Raw genomic sequence first — 21,265 nt, forward strand, 5'->3', positions numbered from 1 at the left:
GAACACTACAATAGAAATTACCTTGAAGGAGGGAATGTATCATGTCGGTGCTTGATAATTGGGATCAATGGAAACAGTTTTTGGATGGAAGGCTGGACCAGGCTAAACAGGAAGGCATGAATGACACTGTTGTCTCGGAAGTGGCCTATGAAGTAGGCGAATACCTCGCCAATTCCGTCGACCCAAAAAATGAACAGGAACGAATACTTTCTGATTTATGGCATGTTGCTGATGAAGAGGAACAGCACGCCATAGCCAACATGATGGTAAAACTTGTACAGTCCGATTCCATGAATTAAACAATACAAACTGCCCTTCCTTGTAAAGGGCAGTTTGTTTCTATTTTAGAAGGACATTCTTCTTAAAATTGGAATAACACTATTCAAACGAAAAAAAATAGCGTAAAATGACAGATATCCGATGAAATTGTCTGTCACAAAGGGAGAGAATGATATGGAAGGAAAGAAGGAGTGGTATCTTGAATATGAAATTCATCAGAACCGGCCCGGACTTTTAGGGGATATTTCTTCTTTACTCGGTATTCTTTCCATTAATATTGTTACGATCAACGGGGTGGAGGACAGACGCCGCGGGATGTTGATCCGCAGCCGGCATGATGATCAAATATCTCGTTTTTGCGCCATCCTTGATACGATAGAGAATATTACCGTTCGGAAAATAAGAGAACCGAGGCTTCGAGATCGTCTGGCTGTCATGCACGGACGGTACATAGAACGGGATGCGGATGATAAAAAGACCTTTCGGTTTGTCAGGGACGAACTTGGTCTTTTAGTAGATTTTATGGCGGAATTATTCAAAAAAGACAGGCATTATCTTGTCGGTATCCGGGGGATGCCGAGAGTAGGGAAAACCGAATCGCTGGTAGCGGCAAGCGTATGTGCCAATAAACGCTGGTCTTTTATTTCTTCGACGCTGCTCAGGCAGACGGTTCGGAACCAGCTGGCAGAGGATGAGCTGGAAAAGGGACATATTTACATTGTTGATGGAATTGTGTCAATGATGAGAGCCTCCAGCCAGCATCAGGAGCTTGTTCATGATATTATGAAGCTGCCTGCAGTTAAAGTGATCGAACACCCGGATATTTTTATAAGAGAATCCCAGTATACGTTTGATGATTTTGATTGTATGATTGAACTGCGGAACAATGAATCAGAAGAGATTACATATGAAGTAGTGGAATCTGGTTTTTCTTCTTTCGATATCAGTTAAGTGGTAGGTGTTAACAGTGTCAGAGCTTGGTGAATTTTTAAGGACAAAAAGAGAAGAACAGGATATATCGATTGAAAGACTTCAAGAGATGACTAAGATACAAAAAAGGTATCTCGCGGCTATTGAAGAAGGGCGTTATGATTCCCTGCCGGGAGCTTTTTATACGAGGGCTTTTGTAAAAAGTTATGCGGAAGCGTTACGATTAAATCCGGAAGACGTATTTGAAACCTACGGCAGTGAACTGCCCCAGCCCAAGCAGCAGACGACGGACCTGCCTTCCCGGGCGGAAAAATCAAAGCCTAAAGTGCAGAAAAACAGAGGCCGTAAACCAACTGTCCTGCCGGCTCTCTTGGGTATTCTTTTTCTTCTGGTCGTTGCAGCAGGTATATATCTCGTGGTCCAGGAAACGGATCAGGGAAATCCGGAAGGCAGCGAGCCTGATGATGATCCGGCGATCGAAATGGACTCAAACGAAGAAGCGGGAGAAAACGAGTCAGAGTCGGAAGAAGGCCGGGACGTCCCTGAACAGGAAAAGGATGAAGGAAAGGCGGAGGAGGAGCCGGACTCTGGAGACTCGACCGAACAAAATAGCAGTGCTGGGGAAGAAGAGGAAGAAACAGAAGAGGCCGTTCAGCCAGAATTTGTGGAAACCACCCAGGGGAACCGCTCTGTTTTTGATGTATCCGGGGCGGATGAAATGATAATTGAACTTGAACTAACCGGTGATGCATGGCTTGCGGTGGAAGACGAAGAAGGAAGCAGTCTGGAGGATGTATCGGGACTGCAGGCCGGGGATACCGTGGAAATGGATCTTAGCGGTGAAGACTATGTCAAAATTAATATCGGAAGTTCTCCTAATGTCATTGTACGTTTTAACGGTGAGGAAGTGGAATATCCGATCGACAGCGTGCATCAGCATCTTATTTTTGACAAACAGCCTCAATAGCTTTTTAACCCCGGGTTTTCCTGCCTCCCGGGGTTTCCTTATGAGAAACGGCTGGATTTTAAGGTGTTTTTTATATGCTTTGAGTCACTTTTCGAAAGATATTATGGTACAATGATGGGTGAATTCTGAACGAGCGGGTGAAAAATTGCTGTAGAAGATCAGGTGAACTGGAACGAAACGAGGGTTTTTACCATGAATCTGCCAAACCAAATTACCATTGCCCGGATACTTTTAATTCCTGTGTTTATGGTATTAATGCTTGCTCCGCTTTCGCTGGGGAACATAAATATAAATGGCATCCCGCTTCCATCCACGCATGCGGCGGGTGCTTTATTATTTGTTATCGCGGCAGCCACGGACTGGCTTGATGGGTATTTTGCGAGAAAATATAATCTTGTCAGTAATTTTGGGAAGTTTCTTGATCCCCTGGCCGATAAACTGCTCGTTACGGCTGCGCTGCTTTCGCTGATTGAAATGGGACTGCTTCCGGCCTGGATGGGGATTGTTATTTTAAGCCGAGAATTTGCGGTGACGGGAATGCGGCTTGTTGCTGCTTCGGAAGGAAATGTTATTGCAGCCAGCGGACTGGCTAAGTGGAAGACAGTGTTTCAAATGGCAGCGCTGGCTGTATTGTTACTGCACAATGTTCCGTTTGCTGGATGGAATCTTCCTGTAGGAATGCTATTGATGTGGGCGGCGGTAGTGCTTACCATTTTATCGGGTATTGATTATTTTGTGAAAAACAAACATATATTCAGGCAATCGATGTAACAGGAGTAACAGGAGTAACAGGAGGATAGGAATGAACGCAGAAATCATTGCAGTCGGCTCGGAACTCTTATTAGGACAGATCGCAGACACAAATGGACAGTACCTTTCCACAGAACTAGCAGGGATTGGAATTAATGTATATCGGCATACTGTCGTCGGGGACAATGAAGAACGTCTGCTGGAGGCACTAAAGGAAGCATCGGAACGGGCAGATACAATAATTGTCTCAGGGGGCCTCGGTCCGACAGAGGATGATCTGACAAAAGAAACGCTTGCTCGTTTTACAGGGAAACAGCTTTTTTACCATGAAGCCTCTCTGAAGAAAGTTGAAGACTATTTTGCAAAAAAAGGAAGTCCCATGCCGCAGAACAATAAAAAGCAGGCTCTCTATACAGAAAGCAGTGATGTATTTTATAATAGAGCCGGATTTGCCTGCGGTATAGGGTTAGAACATGAAGACACGCTTTTTTTACTGCTTCCGGGGCCGCCCCGTGAGTTAAAGCACATGTTTGAAAACGATGTGAAGCCTTATCTTCTGAATAGATTAGATGAAAATGCCCTTGTTTTATCACGCGTTCTGCGTTTTTTTGGCATTGGAGAGTCACGTCTGGAGGAACAGTTGATTGATCTCATTCAACATCAGACAAACCCAACGATCGCTCCTCTGGCTTCGGACGGAGAGGTAACGGTAAGATTGACTGCCAAAGCCGCCGGGCGGGCGGAGGCAGAAAAAATGCTGGATACCGTTGAAGCACAGATTCAGAACAAAGTTGGCAAGTACCTGTATGGGAAAGAAAAGGAAACACTGCCCTCTCAGGTAGTTCGAATGTTTACAGATAACGGCTTGACGATAGCTGCGGCGGAAAGTATAACCGGCGGATGGTTTTCTAAAGCCCTGGTCGATATCCCCGGAGCTTCAGGAATATTAGAAGGAGCGGTGACGGTTTACACGGAGCAGGCGAAAACAAAAGTATTAGGGGTGGATGCTGACGTAATTGCTCACCATGGCGCCGTGAGCAGCGAGTGCGCGGAACAGATGGCAGAGAAAGTCCGCCGTATGTACGGGAGCAGGATCGGTATCAGTTTCACCGGAACGGCCGGCCCCGGGTCAATAGAGGGGAAAGAGCCGGGAACGGTGTGGATCGGTGTGGCTGATTCCAGGCAGGTCACCTCTCATTTATTAAATCTCACAGGAAGCCGTGAACATATCCGCCGCCTCGCGGTGTATTACGGCTGCTGGTTTTTATTGCACAGATAAGCTTTCGTTTCTTATCCGTGCTCAGTATAAGGAAAACTTCGGCCTCCGCCGTATGAACTCGGGTTAAGCCGGGTTTTTCTAAAAAGAAAAGGTGGTAACAAATAATGTACTTTAACGATTTTGATGTAAAAGAAGAAATAAAGAAAGCGATCAGGGAAATGGGTTTTGAAGAGCCTTCCCCGGTCCAGGAGAAAGCAATACCGGAAATTCTGCAGTCCAAGGATTTAATTGCTCAGGCCCAGACAGGAACGGGAAAGACAGCGGCATTTGGTATTCCGCTGATTAACCGCATTACGAATGAAAATCATGTCCAGGCGATGATTCTTACTCCAACAAGAGAACTGGCTATTCAAGTATCCGGTGAGCTGCAGAAGCTTTCCAAACATCTGGATATCCGTACGCTTCCGATATACGGCGGTCAATCGATCGGCCATCAGATAAAAGCATTAAAGCAGGGGGTGCAGATTGTCATAGGAACCCCGGGGCGTGTGCAGGATCATTTGCGCCGGAAGACGCTGAAACTGGACCGGGTGAGGACTGTCGTTCTCGACGAAGCGGATGAAATGCTTGATATGGGATTTATTGAGGATATTGAAACTATACTAAAACAGATTAATGTGGATCGGCAGACGCTTTTGTTTTCTGCGACCATTCCTCCAGCTATCCGCAAGCTTTCGAAAAGATACATGGTCAAGCCGACAACGGTTTCCGTCAACAAAAGCGAAGTAACGGCACCTTCGATTGACCAGGTTTATTACAAAGTGCTGGAACGTAATAAACAAGAATCCCTCTGCCGTATTCTGGATAGTCAGGACCCTGAGCTCGGCATTATCTTCTGCCGGACGAAAAAAGGAGTAGCGGAATTGGCAGAAGCTCTTCAAGCGCGGGGTTATCTTGCAGATGGGCTGCATGGCGACCTGACCCAATCCCAGCGTGACGAAGTAATGAATAAATTCCGCAGGGGCACCATTGAATTTTTGGTGGCGACAGATGTGGCCGCCCGCGGTATCGACGTCTTAAGCGTGAGCCATGTCATAAATTATGATATTCCGCAGGATCCGGAAAGTTATGTTCACCGTATCGGCAGAACTGGTCGTGCCGGCCGTAAAGGCCAGGCTCTTACACTGGTCACTCCAAGAGAGATGAAACACCTTCGATCCATTGAAGAGGAAATTAAAATGGTGATTCCTACTCAAAGTGTGCCAACGATTGAGGAAGTCGTGGAAAAGCAGCAGGAATCCTGGAAGAAGCTGATTGTCGACCAATTTCAGGACGAGCAGAGTCTTTCTTTGTTTGATGATATAGCAGATGAACTGCTGGCGGAATACGACCCTAAAAACGTTATCCGTTCCTTAATGAAAATGAATTTTTCAGCATCTCTGAATGAAACAAACGATGGATATAACTTTGGGGAAACAGGCGGCGCCAAAGGAATGATTCGATTCTTCATCAATGTGGGAAGAAATGTAAGTATGACTCCGAAAATCCTCATACAGGAGATTTCCGACGCTGTCGGCATCCCGGGTAAAGCAATCGGACGTATTGATATATTTGAAAACTTTACATTTGTGGAAGTGCCGGAAGAAGTGGCCCCGTTTGTTTATGAAGCCCTGCGGTATTCCCGTATCAATGGCGCCAGAGTAAATCTGGAACCGGCCAAACCGCGCCCAAAAAAGACAGGTTCTTCGGCAGGGCAGCGGTCCTCTAAATAAATGTAGAGCTGCAGCAAAAAACTGTTCAACGGCCCTGCCTTTGAACAGTTTTTTTAAGCGCGCAGGCTTGTATAAGCTGCCGTGCCTGCCGCCATCTTTCATATCCCCGCCCGGGACAAGGAGGAGCATTTCAGACAGGGTTCTGAAGTTCAGTCTTTATCGGCCTTTCAGTCTGCTGATTGCAAAAAAACGAATAAATGTTCGTGAAACCTATTGGCAAACAGTTAAAAACAAGATATGATAAACATGGTGGTACAACAATAAACGGTCCCCTTTCTAATAAGGGAAAACCGGCCGTCGTGTTCTATCTGCTTTAAGGGGACGGCAGACGGACAGGACCGGCCTTTATCTTCAAAAAGGAGAGATATCATGAGTGAACGAAAAACGGCGCTGGATCAGGCGCTGAGAAATATTGAAAAACAATTTGGAAAAGGCTCTATTATGAAACTTGGGGAACAGGCGGAACGAAAAGTATCTACCTTTTCAAGCGGGGCCCTTGCCATTGATGTAGCTCTTGGAGTGGGCGGTTATCCGCGGGGACGGATTGTCGAAGTGTTCGGACCGGAGTCATCCGGTAAAACGACGGTCGCTCTGCATTCGATTGCAGAAATTCAACGCCAGGGCGGCCAGGCAGCCTTTATAGACGCCGAGCATGCGCTCGATCCAGTTTACGCACAGAATCTGGGAGTGGATATTGATGAGCTGTTGTTATCCCAGCCGGATACCGGGGAACAAGCTTTGGAAATTGCTGAAGCGCTTGTCCGCAGTGCGGCAGTCGATATTATTGTCGTGGATTCTGTCGCAGCCCTTGTGCCAAAAGCCGAAATTGAAGGGGAAATGGGAGACAGCCATGTCGGACTGCAGGCAAGGTTAATGTCCCAGGCTCTTCGGAAGCTTTCCGGTGCTATTAGTAAGTCCAACTCCATCGCCATGTTTATTAATCAGATCCGGGAAAAAGTAGGGGTCATGTTTGGAAGCCCTGAAACGACAACAGGCGGCAGAGCTCTAAAGTTCTATTCGAGTGTGAGGCTGGAAGTGCGCCGGGCGGAAACACTCAAGCAGGGGAATGAAATGGTTGGAAACAAAACGAGGGTGAAAATTGTAAAGAATAAGGTGGCCCCTCCCTTTAAGCAGGCGGAAGTGGATATCATGTACGGGGAAGGTATTTCCAGAGAAGGATCTGTCCTTGATATGGGAGCTGAGCTGGAGGTGATTCAAAAAAGCGGAGCCTGGTACTCTTATGAAGGAGACCGTCTGGGACAGGGACGGGAAAATGCAAAGCAGTATTTAAAAGAGAACCCGGCCGTTACGGACTCGATTGAAAAGAGTATCCGCGATTATTACAACCTCGATACCGTACAGGCAGATCCGGCAGAAACAGAAGAAGAAGGACTGCCGCTGGACGCAGACAATAATGAATAAATAGGAAAAGGGCTGTGCCAAAAGGACAGCCTTTTCTTGATCGTTGGCAAAGGGAAAATATAAAATTTTTGCGGACTGCAGCGCAGGCCTTGAATCAAAAGGACAAATTCCGGCGGGCTTCCAGCTCTATTTTTCTTATCCTTCGTTGGATTCTGGAGGTGAAAGCTCCGTGTCCAATGGTTTGGCAGGAGAGTGTGAGACCGGTCTTTACGTCTCAACCGCAGGGCCTGCCGCTTTGGCAAGTCTTGACATGTATTAGACGGAAGGATACAATTGAGGTGAATGATGCTTTTTTAGCATATTTAGAATGTTTACCGTAACGGAGCGTTTTTTCTTTATTACTGATGAAGAACGCAAAAGGCAGTTTGTCCTTTTGCGTTAGTGGCGCAACCGGTCACACCACGTCAAAGAAACATTCATTTATTTTATGCTGTATGTGGTTCCAACAAACGAAACATGACGCCCTTCGTAAATAATAAAGCAAAGAAGGGAACAAACAGATAGCAAGAGGAGGTGAAAAGACTTGGATAACATCTTTCTCATCTCCATTTTGCTTGTTGTCGTTGCAGCTTTGAGTGGATTGATTGGTTATTTTGTTCGTAAATCAACAGCGGAAGCGAAGATAGCGAGCGCGGAACAAGCTTCCAGGCAAATCGTAGAGGATGCCGAGCGGCAGGCGGAAGCGAGTAAAAAGGAAGCCGTCCTGGAAGCCAAGGATGAAGCGCATAAGCTCCGTGAAGAAGCAGAGCAGGATTTGCGAGAACGTAAAAACGAAGTTCAAAAGCAAGAAAACCGCTTAATGCAAAAAGAAGAGATTCTTGACCGTAAAAGCGAAACTTTGGACAAAAAAGAAGAATCGTTGGAAAAGAGAGAAGAATCTCTCGCCGATAAACAACGACAGGTAGATGAACAAAACAGCAAAGTGGAGGAGATTTTATCTAAACAACAGGAAGAATTGGAAAGAATTTCAGGAATGACCCGTGAAGAAGCCAGGGAGATTATCAAGAATGATATGAAACAGGAGCTCGAACATGATTCGGCTCTGATGGTAAAGGAATATACGGATAAAGCAAAAGAAGAAGCGGATAAAAAGGCGCGTCAGATTCTCTCTCTTGCTATTCAACGCTGTGCTGCAGATCATATTGCAGAAACCACAGTATCCGTTGTCAACCTGCCGAATGATGAAATGAAAGGACGTATTATCGGCAGAGAAGGCAGAAACATCCGGGCTCTAGAGACGTTGACAGGAATAGATCTTATCATCGATGATACCCCGGAAGCTGTCATCCTTTCCGGATTTGATCCCATCCGCCGGGAAATTGCGAGAACGGCATTGGATAAACTCGTACAGGATGGAAGAATTCATCCGGCCCGTATAGAAGAAACAGTGGAAAAGTCACGGCGTGAAGTGGATGATGCCATCCGTGAGTACGGGGAAGAAGCAACTTTTGAAATGGGCATTCACGGGCTGCATCCGGATTTGATTAAAATTCTTGGCCGGATGAAATTCCGTTCCAGTTATGGGCAGAATGTATTAAAACATTCCATGGAAGTAGCGCATTTAACTGCTCTTATGGCTGCAGAACTTGGTGAAGATGAACAATTAGCCAAGCGCGCCGGTCTTCTGCATGATATTGGAAAAGCGATTGATCATGAAGTAGAAGGAAGCCACGTTGAAATTGGTGTGGAACTGGCGCAGAAGTATAATGAAAATGAGGTAGTCATTAACAGTATTGCGTCCCACCACGGAGATACGGAGGCGACTTCGGTTATTTCAACGCTGGTCGCAGCTGCGGATACATTGTCGGCAGCAAGGCCTGGAGCCAGACGGGAAACCCTGGAAACCTATATCCGGCGTCTTGAAAAACTGGAAGAAATCGCTGAGTCCTTTGAAGGAGTGGAGAAAACTTACGCCATTCAGGCTGGACGCGAAGTTCGGATTATGGTAAAGCCGGATCTGGTAGATGATATGATTGCTCATCGGTTGGCCCGGGACATTACGAAACAGATTGAGAGTGAACTCGATTACCCCGGGCATATCCGCGTGACAGTGATCCGGGAAACAAGAGCAGTGGAATACGCAAAATAAAGCGGCAGCACGCCGCTTTATTTTTTTGTCAAATAAAACAGATGCTGTTCCTGCTGTGTTTGACCGGGGTTCCACAGGAAGGCCAATGGCAGAAAGGGAGCCGGAACGGAGAAATTGCTTTTCATGGATACATTTGATATAACAGGGTTGCAGGAGCTTACTTGAGAATAGAAAGGGTAGACGTATGAAACTATTATTTATTGGCGATGTTGTGGGCAGGCCGGGCAGACAAATGGTGCAGGAATACCTGCCAAAATTGAAGAAAAAGTACAAGCCCGCTGTAACCATCATCAATGGAGAAAATGCGGCCGGCGGCAAAGGGATCACAGAGAAAATCTATAAAGTATTTCTTGAAACAGGAGCTCAGGCTGTGACGCTTGGAAATCACACCTGGGATAACAAGGAGATTTTTGAATTTATGGATCGCGCTTCTTCCATGATCCGTCCGGCCAATTTTCCGGAAGAAACACCCGGAAGCGGGTACACGCTTCTGAAAGTTAATGACCTGGAAATCGGTGTGGTAAACCTGATCGGACGCACCTTTATGCAGCCGAATGACTGTCCGTTTAAAAAAGCAGATCAGATAGTAAAGGAATTGAGAAAACGAACGCCGTACATTTTTGTTGATTTTCATGCGGAAACAACGAGTGAGAAACAGGCAATGGGCTGGTATCTTGACGGAAGAGTCACGGCTGTGGTCGGCACTCACACGCATGTCCAGACAGCAGATAACCGTGTCCTCCCTAAAGGCACAGGATATATCAGCGACGCCGGGATGACAGGGCCGATGGATGGCATTTTAGGCATGGAGAAAGAAGCGATTATTAATAAATTTTTAACAAACCTCCCCGTAAGGTTTGAAGTTGCGGGTGGAAGGGAACAATTAAATGGGACCCTGATTGAAGTTGATAGAAAAACAGGCCAAGCCAAGAACATAGAACGCATTCAAATAAGTGAAGAGCAGCCGTTCTATGAGTGACGGTTACGATTAGAAAATTTAGAAAATAATGCAGCCGGGAAGAAGGAATACAAAGGCAATATCGTGAATATACAATACAGAGGGGCATTATACCACATAAGGAGGTACTAAAGATGGAAGTATTAAAAGTATCAGCCAAATCCACTCCAAATTCAGTTGCAGGCGCATTAGCGGGAGTCATCCGGGAAAGAGGCGCTGCCGAAATTCAAGCGATTGGTGCGGGTGCCCTGAATCAGTCTATAAAAGCGATAGCGATAGCCCGGGGCTTTGTGGCTCCAAGCGGTATTGATCTTATTTGTATTCCTGCTTTCACAGATATTCAAATTGATGGAGAAGAACGAACGGCAATAAAACTTATCATAGAGCCCCGTTAACGTTATTTGGATGGTACACCCGGTGCTGCCTCGGAGGCAGGCCGGGTTTTTCTGTGACTTGGGTCTTCAGCTTCTGCGTTTCGACTGAAAAAATACTAACAATCTACCTGGAGGTACCGGTTCCGAAGGAGACGAAGGTGCGTTTGCAATCGGGCTGGGTCATACGATACACTTGATACGGTAAAAAGAATTCTTATAACCTGTTGCCCGGGACCCGAAGGCGGTGAATCAGCCCTGCAGACGCTGGTGATAGATAAAGGAGCGTTGACAGGCCAAAGGATGATGGAAAACGTATCACTTTTTGTAAGGATGGGAATGGTCTGGGGAAACCGGGTCATTTTTTTCCGTTTAAAACAGGGAGTTACCGGACATAAACGTAAGGATAAGGAAAGGAGCGTGCCAATCGTTGCAGCAGTTAATCAACATTCTGGATCGAATCGATAACAAAGGGTACAAAGCTTACAATGATACAAAGGGGTCTTATTCTTTCCGCAAATTTACGCTTCATATCGATCATGTACAGGCGGATCCATTTGCGAGTCCTTCCCGCGCGAGGGTTGTGTTAAAACGAAAGGATCTTGGGCTGGACGCGGAATGTGACAAAACCAGTGCAAGAAGAGTGGCCGCGATTGATTTTTTTGCCAGACAAGTACAGAAGGAGTTAAATAAGGAAAACCAAAGGAAAGCCATCGTTATTGATGGTCCGGGACAGGAGGTGATGGACCGCACAGCCGTGGTCCTGAAAAAGGATGAACTCGATATTCGTCTTTCCATTCACTTCCCGGCAAAAGGAAGGACAATACTTGGAAAACAGGCGAAACAGCGCCTGACAAAGGACCTTCCTGCTGTGATTAACCAGGCCGTCATCCATTACCAACGACAGGAGCTGGAAAAAAGCTTGCAGCTTGCTGATCAACAGGAAACTGTACGCCGCTATTTAAAAGAAAAGGACTATATCACTTTTGTAGCGAATGGTTCTGTACTGCCGCGGCAAAGCGGGATTAGTAATAAACCTCTCCAGGACAGCCAGGTTGTTCCCTTTCAGTCTCCTGCTTCACAGGAAGTTGAAATAGAGCTTCCCCACCGCGGCCCGATTCGGGGAATGGCCTTGAAAGAAGGTATCAATATCATAGTCGGCGGCGGTTATCACGGGAAAAGTACGCTGCTGGAAGCGGTAGAACGCGGTGTATATAACCACCGTGCCGGAGATGGAAGAGAGTTTGTGATCACGAATGATTCTGCCTGCAAGGTTCGGGCGGAGGATGGAAGAAGTGTATCCAGTGTAAATATATCTCCATTCATTTCCAATCTCCCGATTCAAAAGGATACCCAAGTTTTTTCTACAGATAACGCCAGCGGCAGTACATCCCAGGCTGCGAATATTATGGAAAGTCTGGAAGCCGGAACCCAGTGTCTGCTGATGGATGAAGATACCAGCGCCACCAACTTCATGATACGGGATGGACGGATGCAGGAGCTTGTGGCAAAAGAGAAAGAACCAATTACTCCGTTCATTGACAAAGTAAGAGCGCTGCATGACGAACACGGTGTTTCGACCATTCTTGTCGTCGGAGGAGCAGGTGATTATTTTGATGTAGCAGATCGGGTTGTGATGATGGAAGAGTATCTGCCCAGGGATGTGACAGAGGAAGCAAAACGGATTGCCGAAAATTTTGGCAGCGACCGGAAGAAAGAAGCGGGGACCTCTTTTGGGGAAATTACTCCGCGTACCGTTCAGTTAGCCAGCTTTGAAGCTCAAAAGGGTAAAAAAGAAAAAGTGAGCGGCAAAGGCCTGCACACCATTATGTACGGCAAAGACACCATTGATCTATCCGGAGTGGAACAGTTAATCAACCCAAGCCAGACCAACGCCATCGCCGCGATGATTCGTCATGCTGTGCGAAAGCTTGGAAAAGAAGCGCCGCTTGAAGATATTCTGCACCTTATTGAAAGGCAGGTAGAAAGCGAAGGACTTGATGTGGTCTCCCCGTTTCAGGGGCAGCATCCCGGCGACCTGGCCTGGCCTCGTCGTTTTGAACTGGCGGCTGCCATTAACCGGCACCGTTCATTAAAAATAATATAAGAAAGCAGTGCGTCGTTTCTTCAGCGGCGCACTATTGTTTTCCGGGGGTATAGGCGGTATAATTTCAAGGGAAGTATTTCTGTTCATACAAAGGAAATTCATCTATAAATGATAATAGAAAAGGGTGCAGGAAAGGAGCGTAGTCTCATATGACAGATAGACAACAGCAAAAGTCAGAGCTTTCTCCCACGGACTCAAAATCCGCAGCAGGCGAAAGAAAGACAGAGGATAAAGATTTCAGCAAATACTTTGATTTTTCCGGTGCAAAAATGGAAGAAGCCGAGGATGGCAGACAATATATGAAGATCGGCGGGCGCAGTATTTTAATAAATGAGCAGCCGGATTATAAAAAAGGGCGCAAGCGAGGCCGTGAGGAAGTGGAAGTACATTATGATTTTTCCATCCCTTCGCATATGCAGGGCATCGGTGCGGGAAAACGGTACTTAATCCGCACGTATGGCTGCCAGATGAACTACCATGATACGGAAAATATGGCAGGCATCTTAGAGGAAATGGGCTTTACGGAAACCGATGATACAAATGAAGCGGACGTTATCTTTTTGAATACGTGCGCGATTCGGGAAAATGCGGAAAATAAGGTGTTTGGAGAAATTGGGAACCTGAAAGCGTTGAAGAAGGAGAAGCCCGAACTAATACTTGGGGTGTGCGGCTGTATGTCCCAGGAAGAATCAGTCGTAAATAAAATCATGCAGAAACACCAGCATATCGACCTGATATTCGGCACCCATAATATCCACCGGGTCCCAGACCTGTTATGGGATGCGATCCAGGGTAAAGAGATGGTGATCGAAGTTTGGTCCAAAGAAGGCGACGTCGTCGAGAATATGCCTCGTAAACGGGCAGGAAAAACACAGGCCTGGGTAAATATTATGTACGGCTGTGATAAGTTCTGTACGTACTGTATTGTCCCTTATACCCGTGGGAAAGAGCGGAGCAGACGCCCGGAAGACATCATCGCCGAAGTCCGCGACATTGCAAGACAGGGCTATAAAGAAATCACCCTGCTCGGGCAGAATGTTAATGCCTATGGGAAGGATCTGGAGGAGGACTACGGCCTGGCTGATTTAATGGATGAACTGCGGTTGATTGATATCCCGCGTATCCGTTTTACGACCAGCCATCCCCGCGATTTTGATGATCACCTCGTACAGGTGCTGGCTAAAGGCGGGAATCTCGTAGAACACATCCATCTTCCGGTTCAGTCGGGGAACAATGATGTCCTGAAATTAATGGGGCGTAAATATACGAGAGAACAATATGTTGAGCTGGCCCGCAAGATAAAAGAAGCGATGCCGCATGCTTCTTTTACGACTGATATTATTGTCGGCTTTCCAAACGAAACGGAGGAGCAGTTTCAGGATACCCTTTCTTTAATGAAAGAAATGGATTACGACAGTGCGTTTACCTATATTTACTCGCCGCGTGACAAGACGCCGGCCGCCCAGTTTGAAGACAATGTACCCCAGGACGTGAAAAAAGACCGTCTGGCTCGTTTAAACGAAGTTGTCAATGGAATTTCTGCAAGACGAAATAAGGAGCTGGAAGGGCAGGTTGTGGAAGTCCTTGTGGAAGGGGAAAGTAAAAAGAACGCTGATATTTTATCCGGGCGGACGAGAACCAACAAGTTGGTGAATTTCCGCGGTCCTAAAGCTGCGATCGGAACGATCGTTTATACCCGCATCAATGAAGCCAAAACCTGGACGCTTGATGGGGAAATGGTTGAAACAGCAGAGGTGAATAAGTAATGAGTGAAGCCGTATATTCTAGAAAAGAAGTTCTTGATAAAGCGCGTGAACTGGGACGTTTTATTTCAGAAACAGAAGAAGTAGATTTTTTTAAACGGGCCGAAGCCCAGATTAACCGAAACGTAAGAGTACAGGAACTCATTCAACAAATTAAAAATAAACAGAAAGAAGCGGTTAATCTGCAGCATTATGAGAAGCAGGAAGCATTGAAGCAGGCCGAACAGGAACTAGAAGAATTAAATAAGGAAATTGAGAGTATTCCAATCGTTCAGGAATTCCAACAGAGCCAGAAAGATGTAAACCAGCTGCTGCAGCTGGTTTCCACCACAATCTCTAATACCGTCACCGATGAAATTATTGAATCTACCGGCGGAGATAAAATGAAAGGGACCACCGGGCCCAATCCTTTTATGGATATCAAAAACCAATAAACAACAAATGAGACAAAAGGGAATCTGGAGTCTCCGTGGCCGGCCTCGGAGGAATAGAGAGGGAGGTTGGGCCAAACGAAAGAAAAATTGGTAAAACGGACATCTTAGGGTTTATATATTCAGCGGAGTCAAAATAGGTCGACTCCTGCGGGAAAAGCACGAGTCTCGAGACCCCGCAGGAAGAGATTTTTTCCCGAGGGCCCGCAGGATGCGGGTCAGATCGGCGTCGGCACAGGATGTGCCGTCCTTAGCCGATCCTCCTTTATTCGAGCCGTGCCCGCGGAAAGCGACCTATCTTGACGCAGCGATAGAACAATACACAAAAATCCGAACGATTTATGGAAAAAATCGTTCGGATTTTTTGTCCATGATAATGTTTTGTCCCAGAATCATTTTAGTATCGCTGCCTTCACTGGATGACTGATCCTATAACAGGGGGGACGAAATAGGTGTCTTTTAATACTTCTTTCTTTTGCTCCAACTTTATTTTTAATACACATATAATTTCACGTACCATATTTTTATATCATACAACCTTCTGAACCCTGTTATTTTCAGATAGACGAGAATCATTTGAATAAAGTGGTCAACATAGACGATTGTCCTGCATATAGTTAAACAAGAATGACAGGGAGTGTCTCACAGGCATTCTTATGTTTGATAAGGAGGGTAATACATGCCGTCGGAAAATGATGCCAGATATCGCGAGATTGTAACGAAAGCTGTGTGTGGAAAAGGAAAAAAGCATTGCAAAGATACTCATGTTATTAAACCCCCTCAAAAGCCTTCCAGTATTTTAGGCTGCTGGATCATTAATCATGAGTATGAAGCGGATCGAAAAGGAGATTCAATTGAGGTCAACGGCCATTACGATGTGAACGTCTGGTACTCCTATGATGACAATACAAAAACAGACGTGATGACAGGAAATGTCTCGTATTCAGAACTGATACCGTTAAAGATGAAACAAAAGGAATTAATTAGTGATGAAGTCGATGTGATTGCCAGAGCAGTGAAACAGCCGAATACACTTGAAGCCTCGATTGGAGAAAAAGGAAAAGATGTGGAAGTAGAAGTTGAAAAAGAATTTTCTGCAGAGCTAGTCGGAGAAACAAAAGTGTGCATTCAAATACATCCGGATGCCGAAGACGATGATTACAAAAATGTAAAGTGGGAAGAACAGGTGTCTGAAGAAGAATTGAAAAAAATCGATACTGACTTTTTAGAAGATAAGGATCATTAAATAGAAACGAGTCCGGCTGAAAAAATACAGCCGGGCTTTTCCTTTGTCCGGCCGCGGTGTGATATAATGATTTCATACATAATCAGCGCCTGGAGGAATAGACGTGTCTGAAGAAACTCCTATGATGAAGCAGTACAAGCAGATAAAGTCACAATACGAAGATACTTTTTTATTTTATCGCCTCGGCGATTTTTATGAATTGTTTTTTGACGATGCAGTAAAAGCTGCCCGGGAACTGGAGATCACTCTGACGAGACGGGGAAGTAAAAATGAACAGCATATACCCATGTGCGGTGTCCCTTATCATTCCGCCGAGCAGTACATTTCCACTCTTATTGAAAAAGGCTATAAAATAGCGATCTGCGAACAGGTCGAAGATCCAAAAACGGCAAAAGGCGTAGTGAAACGTGAGGTTGTCCAAATCATTACTCCCGGTACCATTATGGAAGGACGGGCCATTCAGGATAATGAGAATAATTATATTGCTGCGCTTTACCCTTTTCAGGACGGGACGGCGGCTTTTGTAAAGGCGGATTTAACGACTGGAGAAACAGCCGGTGCTGTGCTGGATAAAGATATACGGGAGTGGAAAAGGGAAATTACACGGACGGACTTAAAAGAATTAGTTATTCCTGCTTTTTTTGATACAGGATCCCTTGGAATGCCGTCGCTTGTTTACTCAGTGGAGGAGGAGACAGAGCTGCAGGAAGAATTTCACCACCTTTATCCAAAAGACGCCGATAAGAAAGTGGAAACGGCTTTTGCGCTGCTGACGAATTATTTTTCACGGACGCAGAAGCGATCTCTAGCTCATTTGCAGCCACTTTTTGTATACAGACCAAAAGACAGCATGCAGCTGGATTTACATTCGCGGCGGAACCTCGAATTAACGGAAACCATGATAGACAATAAAAAAAAGGGTTCCCTGCTTTGGCTGTTGGATCAGACCGTTACAGCAATGGGAGGCAGGCTTGCAAAAAAATGGTTGGAGGAGCCTTTACTAGATGTAAGGGAAATACAAAACCGCCACTCGCTTGTCCAGTCGTTTCTGGATTTTTATTTTGAACGTGAAGAATTAAGGGAGCGCCTCCGCCATGTTTATGACTTAGAGAGATTAGCCGGAAAAACGTCTTATGGAAACGTAAATGCACGGGAACTCGTACAGCTCCGCCGTTCTCTGCAAGAACTTCCTGATTTGTTCGGGATCCTGGAAAATCTTAATAACTTATATATGCAAGAATTGACCGGGCGTGCCGATGATTTCTCAGACCTGCGCCAGCTTCTGGAAGAAAGCCTTAAGGAGGACCCTCCTATCTCGATTACAGAAGGAGGACTTATTAAGGAAGGGTACCATGATGAGCTGGATCAATACAAAGAAGCGAGCAAAAATGGAAAAGATTGGATATCGAGCCTGGAACAAAAAGAACGGGAAGCTACGGGAATTAAATCTCTGAAAGTGGGATTTAATAAAGTGTTCGGTTATTATATTGAAGTAACCAAACCAAATATTTCCTATCTTCCGGAAGGCAGGTACGAACGAAAACAGACCTTGACCAATGCAGAGCGGTATGTGACTCCGGAACTTAAAGAAAAAGAAGCCATGATTCTGGGAGCGGAAGAAAATAGTACGGAGCTTGAGTATCAGTTATTTATAGAAATAAGAGACAAAGTAAAAGAATATTTGCATGCCCTGCAGCATACCGCGCGTATTATCAGCGAAATTGATGTTCTTCAGGGATTCGCCTGTGTCAGCGAGCGGCAGCAGTATGTGCGTCCCGTTTTCTCCCATCACCGCCGGCTGAGAATCGAAGAGGGGCGCCACCCAGTAGTAGAACAGATGCTTGAGCAGGGGGAATATGTGGCCAATGACATTTCTCTGGATGCTGACAACGAAATGTTGTTGATTACCGGACCGAATATGGCAGGAAAAAGCACATATATGCGGCAGACCGCCCTTATCTCCATCATGGCACAGGCCGGCTGTTTTGTGCCGGCTCAAAATGCGGAGCTTCCGATTTTTGACCAAGTGTTTACAAGAATCGGCGCTTCCGACGATTTAACCGCCGGACAGAGCACATTTATGGTCGAAATGCTTGAAACTAGACAGGCTTTATCCATGGCAACACCCGACAGTCTGATTTTATTGGATGAAATCGGCCGCGGAACTTCTACGTATGACGGCATGGCCCTCGCTCAATCCATTGTCGAATACCTTCACGAAGAAGTCGGGGCCAAAACGTTGTTTTCCACTCATTACCACGAGTTAACAACACTGGAAAACAGTCTGTCCAGGCTGAACAATGTTCATGTCCGGGCGGTGGAAGAAAACGGGGAAATTGTGTTTCTGCATAAAGTAGAAAAAGGGAAAGCGGACCGAAGCTATGGTATTTATGTAGCCAAATTGGCCGAACTGCCTGTCGAAGTGCTGGATCGGGCTGAAACGCTCCTTAAGCAGTTTGAAGGTTCTCCTTCTGTAAAAACAGATGCGGCGGCGGCTGTGGAAACGAAACAAGAAGAAGAACAATCCCCTCTTCCGGAAGCGGAGCCGGAAAAAGCTCAGCAGCTGAAGCTTTTCTCCGATTCTGGGGAAACAGCACTGGAGCAAAAAGAAGAGGAGGAGACGATACGGAAGGTTTTACATGAGCTGAAAAGCACAGACGTGTTACGGTTGTCTCCGATTGAAGCATTGGAAACGTTATATAAATACCAGCAGAAATTGAAATCGTAAGGAGGGAAACAAATGCCCCCGGTTAAAAAACTGTCAGATGAATTGTCCAATAAAATCGCGGCTGGAGAAGTGGTGGAACGACCAGCCTCGATTGTGAAAGAATTAGTGGAAAATGCGGTGGATGCCGGGAGCACCCGGATTGATATCGAGGTGGAAGAAGGTGGTTTATCAAAAATCCGGGTGGTGGACAACGGAAGCGGCATGGAACGAGAAGATGCAGAACTCGCTTTTTTACGCCATGCCACCAGTAAGATTAAAACAGAACGTGATTTATTTAAAATCGCCTCCTTGGGGTTTAGAGGCGAAGCCCTTCCCAGTATTGCTGCTGTTTCCAACCTGGAATTGGAAACCGGAACCGGGGCCGGAGAAGGAACGCTGATCCGTTATCAGGGCGGAAAACGGATTGCGCTTACGGCAGCGAAAGCACGAAAAGGGACAGAAGTTACGGTAAGAGATCTATTTTACAACACACCGGCCCGGCTGAAATACATGAAAACGATTAATACAGAAATGGGAAATATCAGTGATGTTGTAAACCGGCTGGCGCTTGCCAATCCTTCCGTATCGTTAAAACTTTCTCATAATCAAAAGCAGCTGTTATTCACAAATGGAAACAAAGACTTGCAGGCTGTGCTTGCTGCGATATATGGGCACCGGACCGCGAGAAGGTTTTTAGAAATTAACAAATCATCAATGGATTATAAGGTGTATGGATTTGCGGCGGAGCCTGAAATTAACCGCGCCTCCCGCCAATATATTTCCACGTTTATCAACGGAAGATATGTTAAGCATTATCCGCTTGTAAAAGCAATTGAAAATGCGTACCATACCCTTCTCCCAATCGGCCGTCATCCCATTCTTGTGCTTCATATAGAAATGGATCCGGTTTTGATTGATGTCAACGTCCATCCCGCCAAGCTTGAAGTGCGGCTTAGCAAAGAACGGGAATTACTGACGCTGGTAGAAGAAGCGGTGAAACAACAATTAACGAAGGAAACGTTTATTCCGAATGTAGAGCAGTCCCGCGCCAAACAAAAGCCTGGGTCAGAACAGCTTTCTCTAAATGTTACATCGTCTTCTGCGTCAGTTCCCTGGGATACATCTTCTGAGAAACAGGAACGTCAGGTAGCCTATGAGAAACCTTTTCCATCTGAAGAGGTATCTTTTTATCCGGAGCAGACGGAAAAAACTCCTCAGGAGCGGCAGCACGAAACAGTTTTGGAAAATTATGATCATCCAGAGGAAGAGACACCGGCAGAAGAGAGGGAAATCCCGGAGAAACAAGAAGGGCAGCAGGATAGGATGCCGGAATTGGAAGCGATCGGGCAGATGCACGGTACCTATATTTTAGCTCAAAACGAAAAGGGACTTTATATCATCGATCAACACGCGGCACAGGAACGAATCTTTTATGAATATTACCGGGAGAAAATGGTGGATAATGAACGGCATCTTCAAGATTTAATGGTACCCATCACTATGGAGCTGTCACCGCCAGAAGACATGGTTTTTCAGACTTATAAGGACGATCTGGAACAGGTTGGGGTTTACCTTGAACCATTCGGCCGCCGGACGTACCGGGCTGTCTGCCACCCCGCCTGGTTTCCAAAAGGGGAGGAAGAAAGCACAATAAGAGAACTGCTTCAGCAATTGGTGGAGGAAAAAACCATCAGTGTCCCAAAACTTCGAGAAGAGGCAGCTATTTTAATGTCATGTAAAGCGGCCATAAAAGCGAACCGCTATTTGCGCCAGGACGAGATAACCTCTTTAATGGAACGTCTCCGCCAGTGCAGTCAGCCATTTACCTGCCCGCATGGAAGGCCGATCGTTATTCATTTTTCCGGTTATGATATGGAAAAGATGTTTAAACGGGTCATGTAATCGTCGTGAAATGTTTACATCATCGTCACATTTACGGGGATAATAAAAAGGAACGGTGTGGTACAATGCAGGCAAAAGCACGGAGAAGGAGAAGATGATGCATGACAGCCCTGGATTTAATCATTGTTCTAAGCGTATCAGGTTTCGCAATTTTTATTAGTGTTATTATGGCTATCTATATGATGAAACAATCTCAATCGAACCATTAATCAGCATTTCATCAGAAGAGCGTGGGACAAAAGAAAAAAGTATAAATAAAAACCCGAACATTCCGTAGTATGTATAAAATAAGCAACGAACAAGCGAAGTATTTTGACGTAGTGTAGGATGAGTGCACAAAAATTCCGAACGA

General features: G+C 45.8%; 16 protein-coding genes. All 16 read left to right on the top strand.

Annotated elements, in window-relative coordinates:
• The first annotated feature begins 41 nt into the window (after nt 1–41).
• The 16 genes from G475_RS0109615 to mutL all read left to right on the top strand — a co-directional run bounded on the left by G475_RS0109615 (nt 42) and on the right by mutL (nt 20,913).
• Nucleotides 42–299 (top strand): DUF3243 domain-containing protein, encoded by a 258-nt coding sequence (locus G475_RS0109615; protein WP_026701118.1) that lies wholly within the window; start codon nt 42–44, stop codon nt 297–299.
• A gap of 154 nt (nt 300–453) precedes the next feature.
• Nucleotides 454–1,230, top strand: coding sequence for a DUF3388 domain-containing protein (locus G475_RS0109620; protein WP_026701119.1), 777 nt, complete (start codon nt 454–456; stop codon nt 1,228–1,230).
• 16 nt (nt 1,231–1,246) lie between these two features.
• Nucleotides 1,247–2,176 (top strand): helix-turn-helix domain-containing protein, encoded by a 930-nt coding sequence (locus G475_RS0109625; protein ID WP_026701120.1) that lies wholly within the window; start codon nt 1,247–1,249, stop codon nt 2,174–2,176.
• Nucleotides 2,177–2,368: 192 nt separating this feature from the next.
• Complete coding sequence (pgsA, locus tag G475_RS0109630) at nt 2,369–2,947, top strand: CDP-diacylglycerol--glycerol-3-phosphate 3-phosphatidyltransferase (RefSeq protein WP_026701121.1); 579 nt, start codon at nt 2,369–2,371, stop codon at nt 2,945–2,947.
• A 31-nt stretch (nt 2,948–2,978) separates the two neighbouring features.
• Complete coding sequence (locus tag G475_RS0109635; protein ID WP_026701122.1) at nt 2,979–4,205, top strand: competence/damage-inducible protein A; 1,227 nt, start codon at nt 2,979–2,981, stop codon at nt 4,203–4,205.
• Between the two features lie 101 nt (nt 4,206–4,306).
• Nucleotides 4,307–5,917 carry a DEAD/DEAH box helicase gene (locus G475_RS0109640; RefSeq protein ID WP_026701123.1) on the top strand — a complete coding sequence of 537 codons (1,611 nt, stop codon included), beginning with the start codon at nt 4,307–4,309 and terminating at the stop codon, nt 5,915–5,917.
• Between the two features lie 369 nt (nt 5,918–6,286).
• Nucleotides 6,287–7,339 carry a recombinase RecA gene (gene recA / locus G475_RS0109645; protein ID WP_026701124.1) on the top strand — a complete coding sequence of 351 codons (1,053 nt, stop codon included), beginning with the start codon at nt 6,287–6,289 and terminating at the stop codon, nt 7,337–7,339.
• 523 nt (nt 7,340–7,862) lie between these two features.
• Complete coding sequence (gene rny, locus G475_RS0109655; RefSeq protein ID WP_026701126.1) at nt 7,863–9,428, top strand: ribonuclease Y; 1,566 nt, start codon at nt 7,863–7,865, stop codon at nt 9,426–9,428.
• A 184-nt stretch (nt 9,429–9,612) separates the two neighbouring features.
• Nucleotides 9,613–10,407, top strand: coding sequence for a TIGR00282 family metallophosphoesterase (locus G475_RS0109660; protein WP_026701127.1), 795 nt, complete (start codon nt 9,613–9,615; stop codon nt 10,405–10,407).
• Between the two features lie 113 nt (nt 10,408–10,520).
• A complete protein-coding gene (locus G475_RS0109665; RefSeq protein ID WP_026701128.1) occupies nt 10,521–10,781 on the top strand; it encodes a stage V sporulation protein S in 261 nt (86 codons plus the stop codon).
• 406 nt (nt 10,782–11,187) lie between these two features.
• Nucleotides 11,188–12,864: an ABC-ATPase domain-containing protein gene (locus G475_RS0109670; protein WP_026701129.1), complete on the top strand. Its 1,677-nt coding sequence runs from the start codon at nt 11,188–11,190 to the stop codon at nt 12,862–12,864.
• A 149-nt stretch (nt 12,865–13,013) separates the two neighbouring features.
• Nucleotides 13,014–14,630 (top strand): tRNA (N6-isopentenyl adenosine(37)-C2)-methylthiotransferase MiaB, encoded by a 1,617-nt coding sequence (gene miaB / locus G475_RS0109675; RefSeq protein ID WP_026701130.1) that lies wholly within the window; start codon nt 13,014–13,016, stop codon nt 14,628–14,630.
• Nucleotides 14,630–15,061 (top strand): RicAFT regulatory complex protein RicA family protein, encoded by a 432-nt coding sequence (locus G475_RS0109680; protein WP_026701131.1) that lies wholly within the window; start codon nt 14,630–14,632, stop codon nt 15,059–15,061. The genes miaB and G475_RS0109680 overlap by 1 nt, the downstream gene beginning before the upstream one ends.
• Before the next feature lie 676 nt (nt 15,062–15,737).
• Nucleotides 15,738–16,304 (top strand): outer spore coat protein CotE, encoded by a 567-nt coding sequence (cotE, locus tag G475_RS0109690; protein WP_026701133.1) that lies wholly within the window; start codon nt 15,738–15,740, stop codon nt 16,302–16,304.
• A 103-nt stretch (nt 16,305–16,407) separates the two neighbouring features.
• Nucleotides 16,408–19,032, top strand: coding sequence for a DNA mismatch repair protein MutS (gene mutS / locus G475_RS0109695; protein ID WP_026701134.1), 2,625 nt, complete (start codon nt 16,408–16,410; stop codon nt 19,030–19,032).
• Between the two features lie 12 nt (nt 19,033–19,044).
• Nucleotides 19,045–20,913, top strand: coding sequence for a DNA mismatch repair endonuclease MutL (mutL, locus tag G475_RS0109700; RefSeq protein WP_026701135.1), 1,869 nt, complete (start codon nt 19,045–19,047; stop codon nt 20,911–20,913).
• Nucleotides 20,914–21,265: the final 352 nt, after the last annotated feature.

The sequence above is a fragment of the Salibacterium aidingense DSM 18341 genome (assembly GCF_000429685.1).
Classification (GTDB): Bacteria; Bacillota; Bacilli; order Bacillales; family Marinococcaceae; genus Salibacterium; species Salibacterium aidingense.

What these genes read in the sequence shown, in the direction of transcription:
- G475_RS0109680 (WP_026701131.1), top strand. Translation starts at nt 14,630, where the DNA reads ATGAGTGAAGCCGTATATTCTAGAAAAGAAGTTCTTGATAAAGCGCGT.
- mutL (WP_026701135.1), top strand. Translation starts at nt 19,045, where the DNA reads ATGCCCCCGGTTAAAAAACTGTCAGATGAATTGTCCAATAAAATCGCG.
- cotE (WP_026701133.1), top strand. Translation starts at nt 15,738, where the DNA reads ATGCCGTCGGAAAATGATGCCAGATATCGCGAGATTGTAACGAAAGCT.
- G475_RS0109635 (WP_026701122.1), top strand. Translation starts at nt 2,979, where the DNA reads ATGAACGCAGAAATCATTGCAGTCGGCTCGGAACTCTTATTAGGACAG.
- G475_RS0109620 (WP_026701119.1), top strand. Translation starts at nt 454, where the DNA reads ATGGAAGGAAAGAAGGAGTGGTATCTTGAATATGAAATTCATCAGAAC.
- G475_RS0109665 (WP_026701128.1), top strand. Translation starts at nt 10,521, where the DNA reads ATGGAAGTATTAAAAGTATCAGCCAAATCCACTCCAAATTCAGTTGCA.
- miaB (WP_026701130.1), top strand. Translation starts at nt 13,014, where the DNA reads ATGACAGATAGACAACAGCAAAAGTCAGAGCTTTCTCCCACGGACTCA.
- pgsA (WP_026701121.1), top strand. Translation starts at nt 2,369, where the DNA reads ATGAATCTGCCAAACCAAATTACCATTGCCCGGATACTTTTAATTCCT.
- G475_RS0109660 (WP_026701127.1), top strand. Translation starts at nt 9,613, where the DNA reads ATGAAACTATTATTTATTGGCGATGTTGTGGGCAGGCCGGGCAGACAA.
- G475_RS0109615 (WP_026701118.1), top strand. Translation starts at nt 42, where the DNA reads ATGTCGGTGCTTGATAATTGGGATCAATGGAAACAGTTTTTGGATGGA.
- recA (WP_026701124.1), top strand. Translation starts at nt 6,287, where the DNA reads ATGAGTGAACGAAAAACGGCGCTGGATCAGGCGCTGAGAAATATTGAA.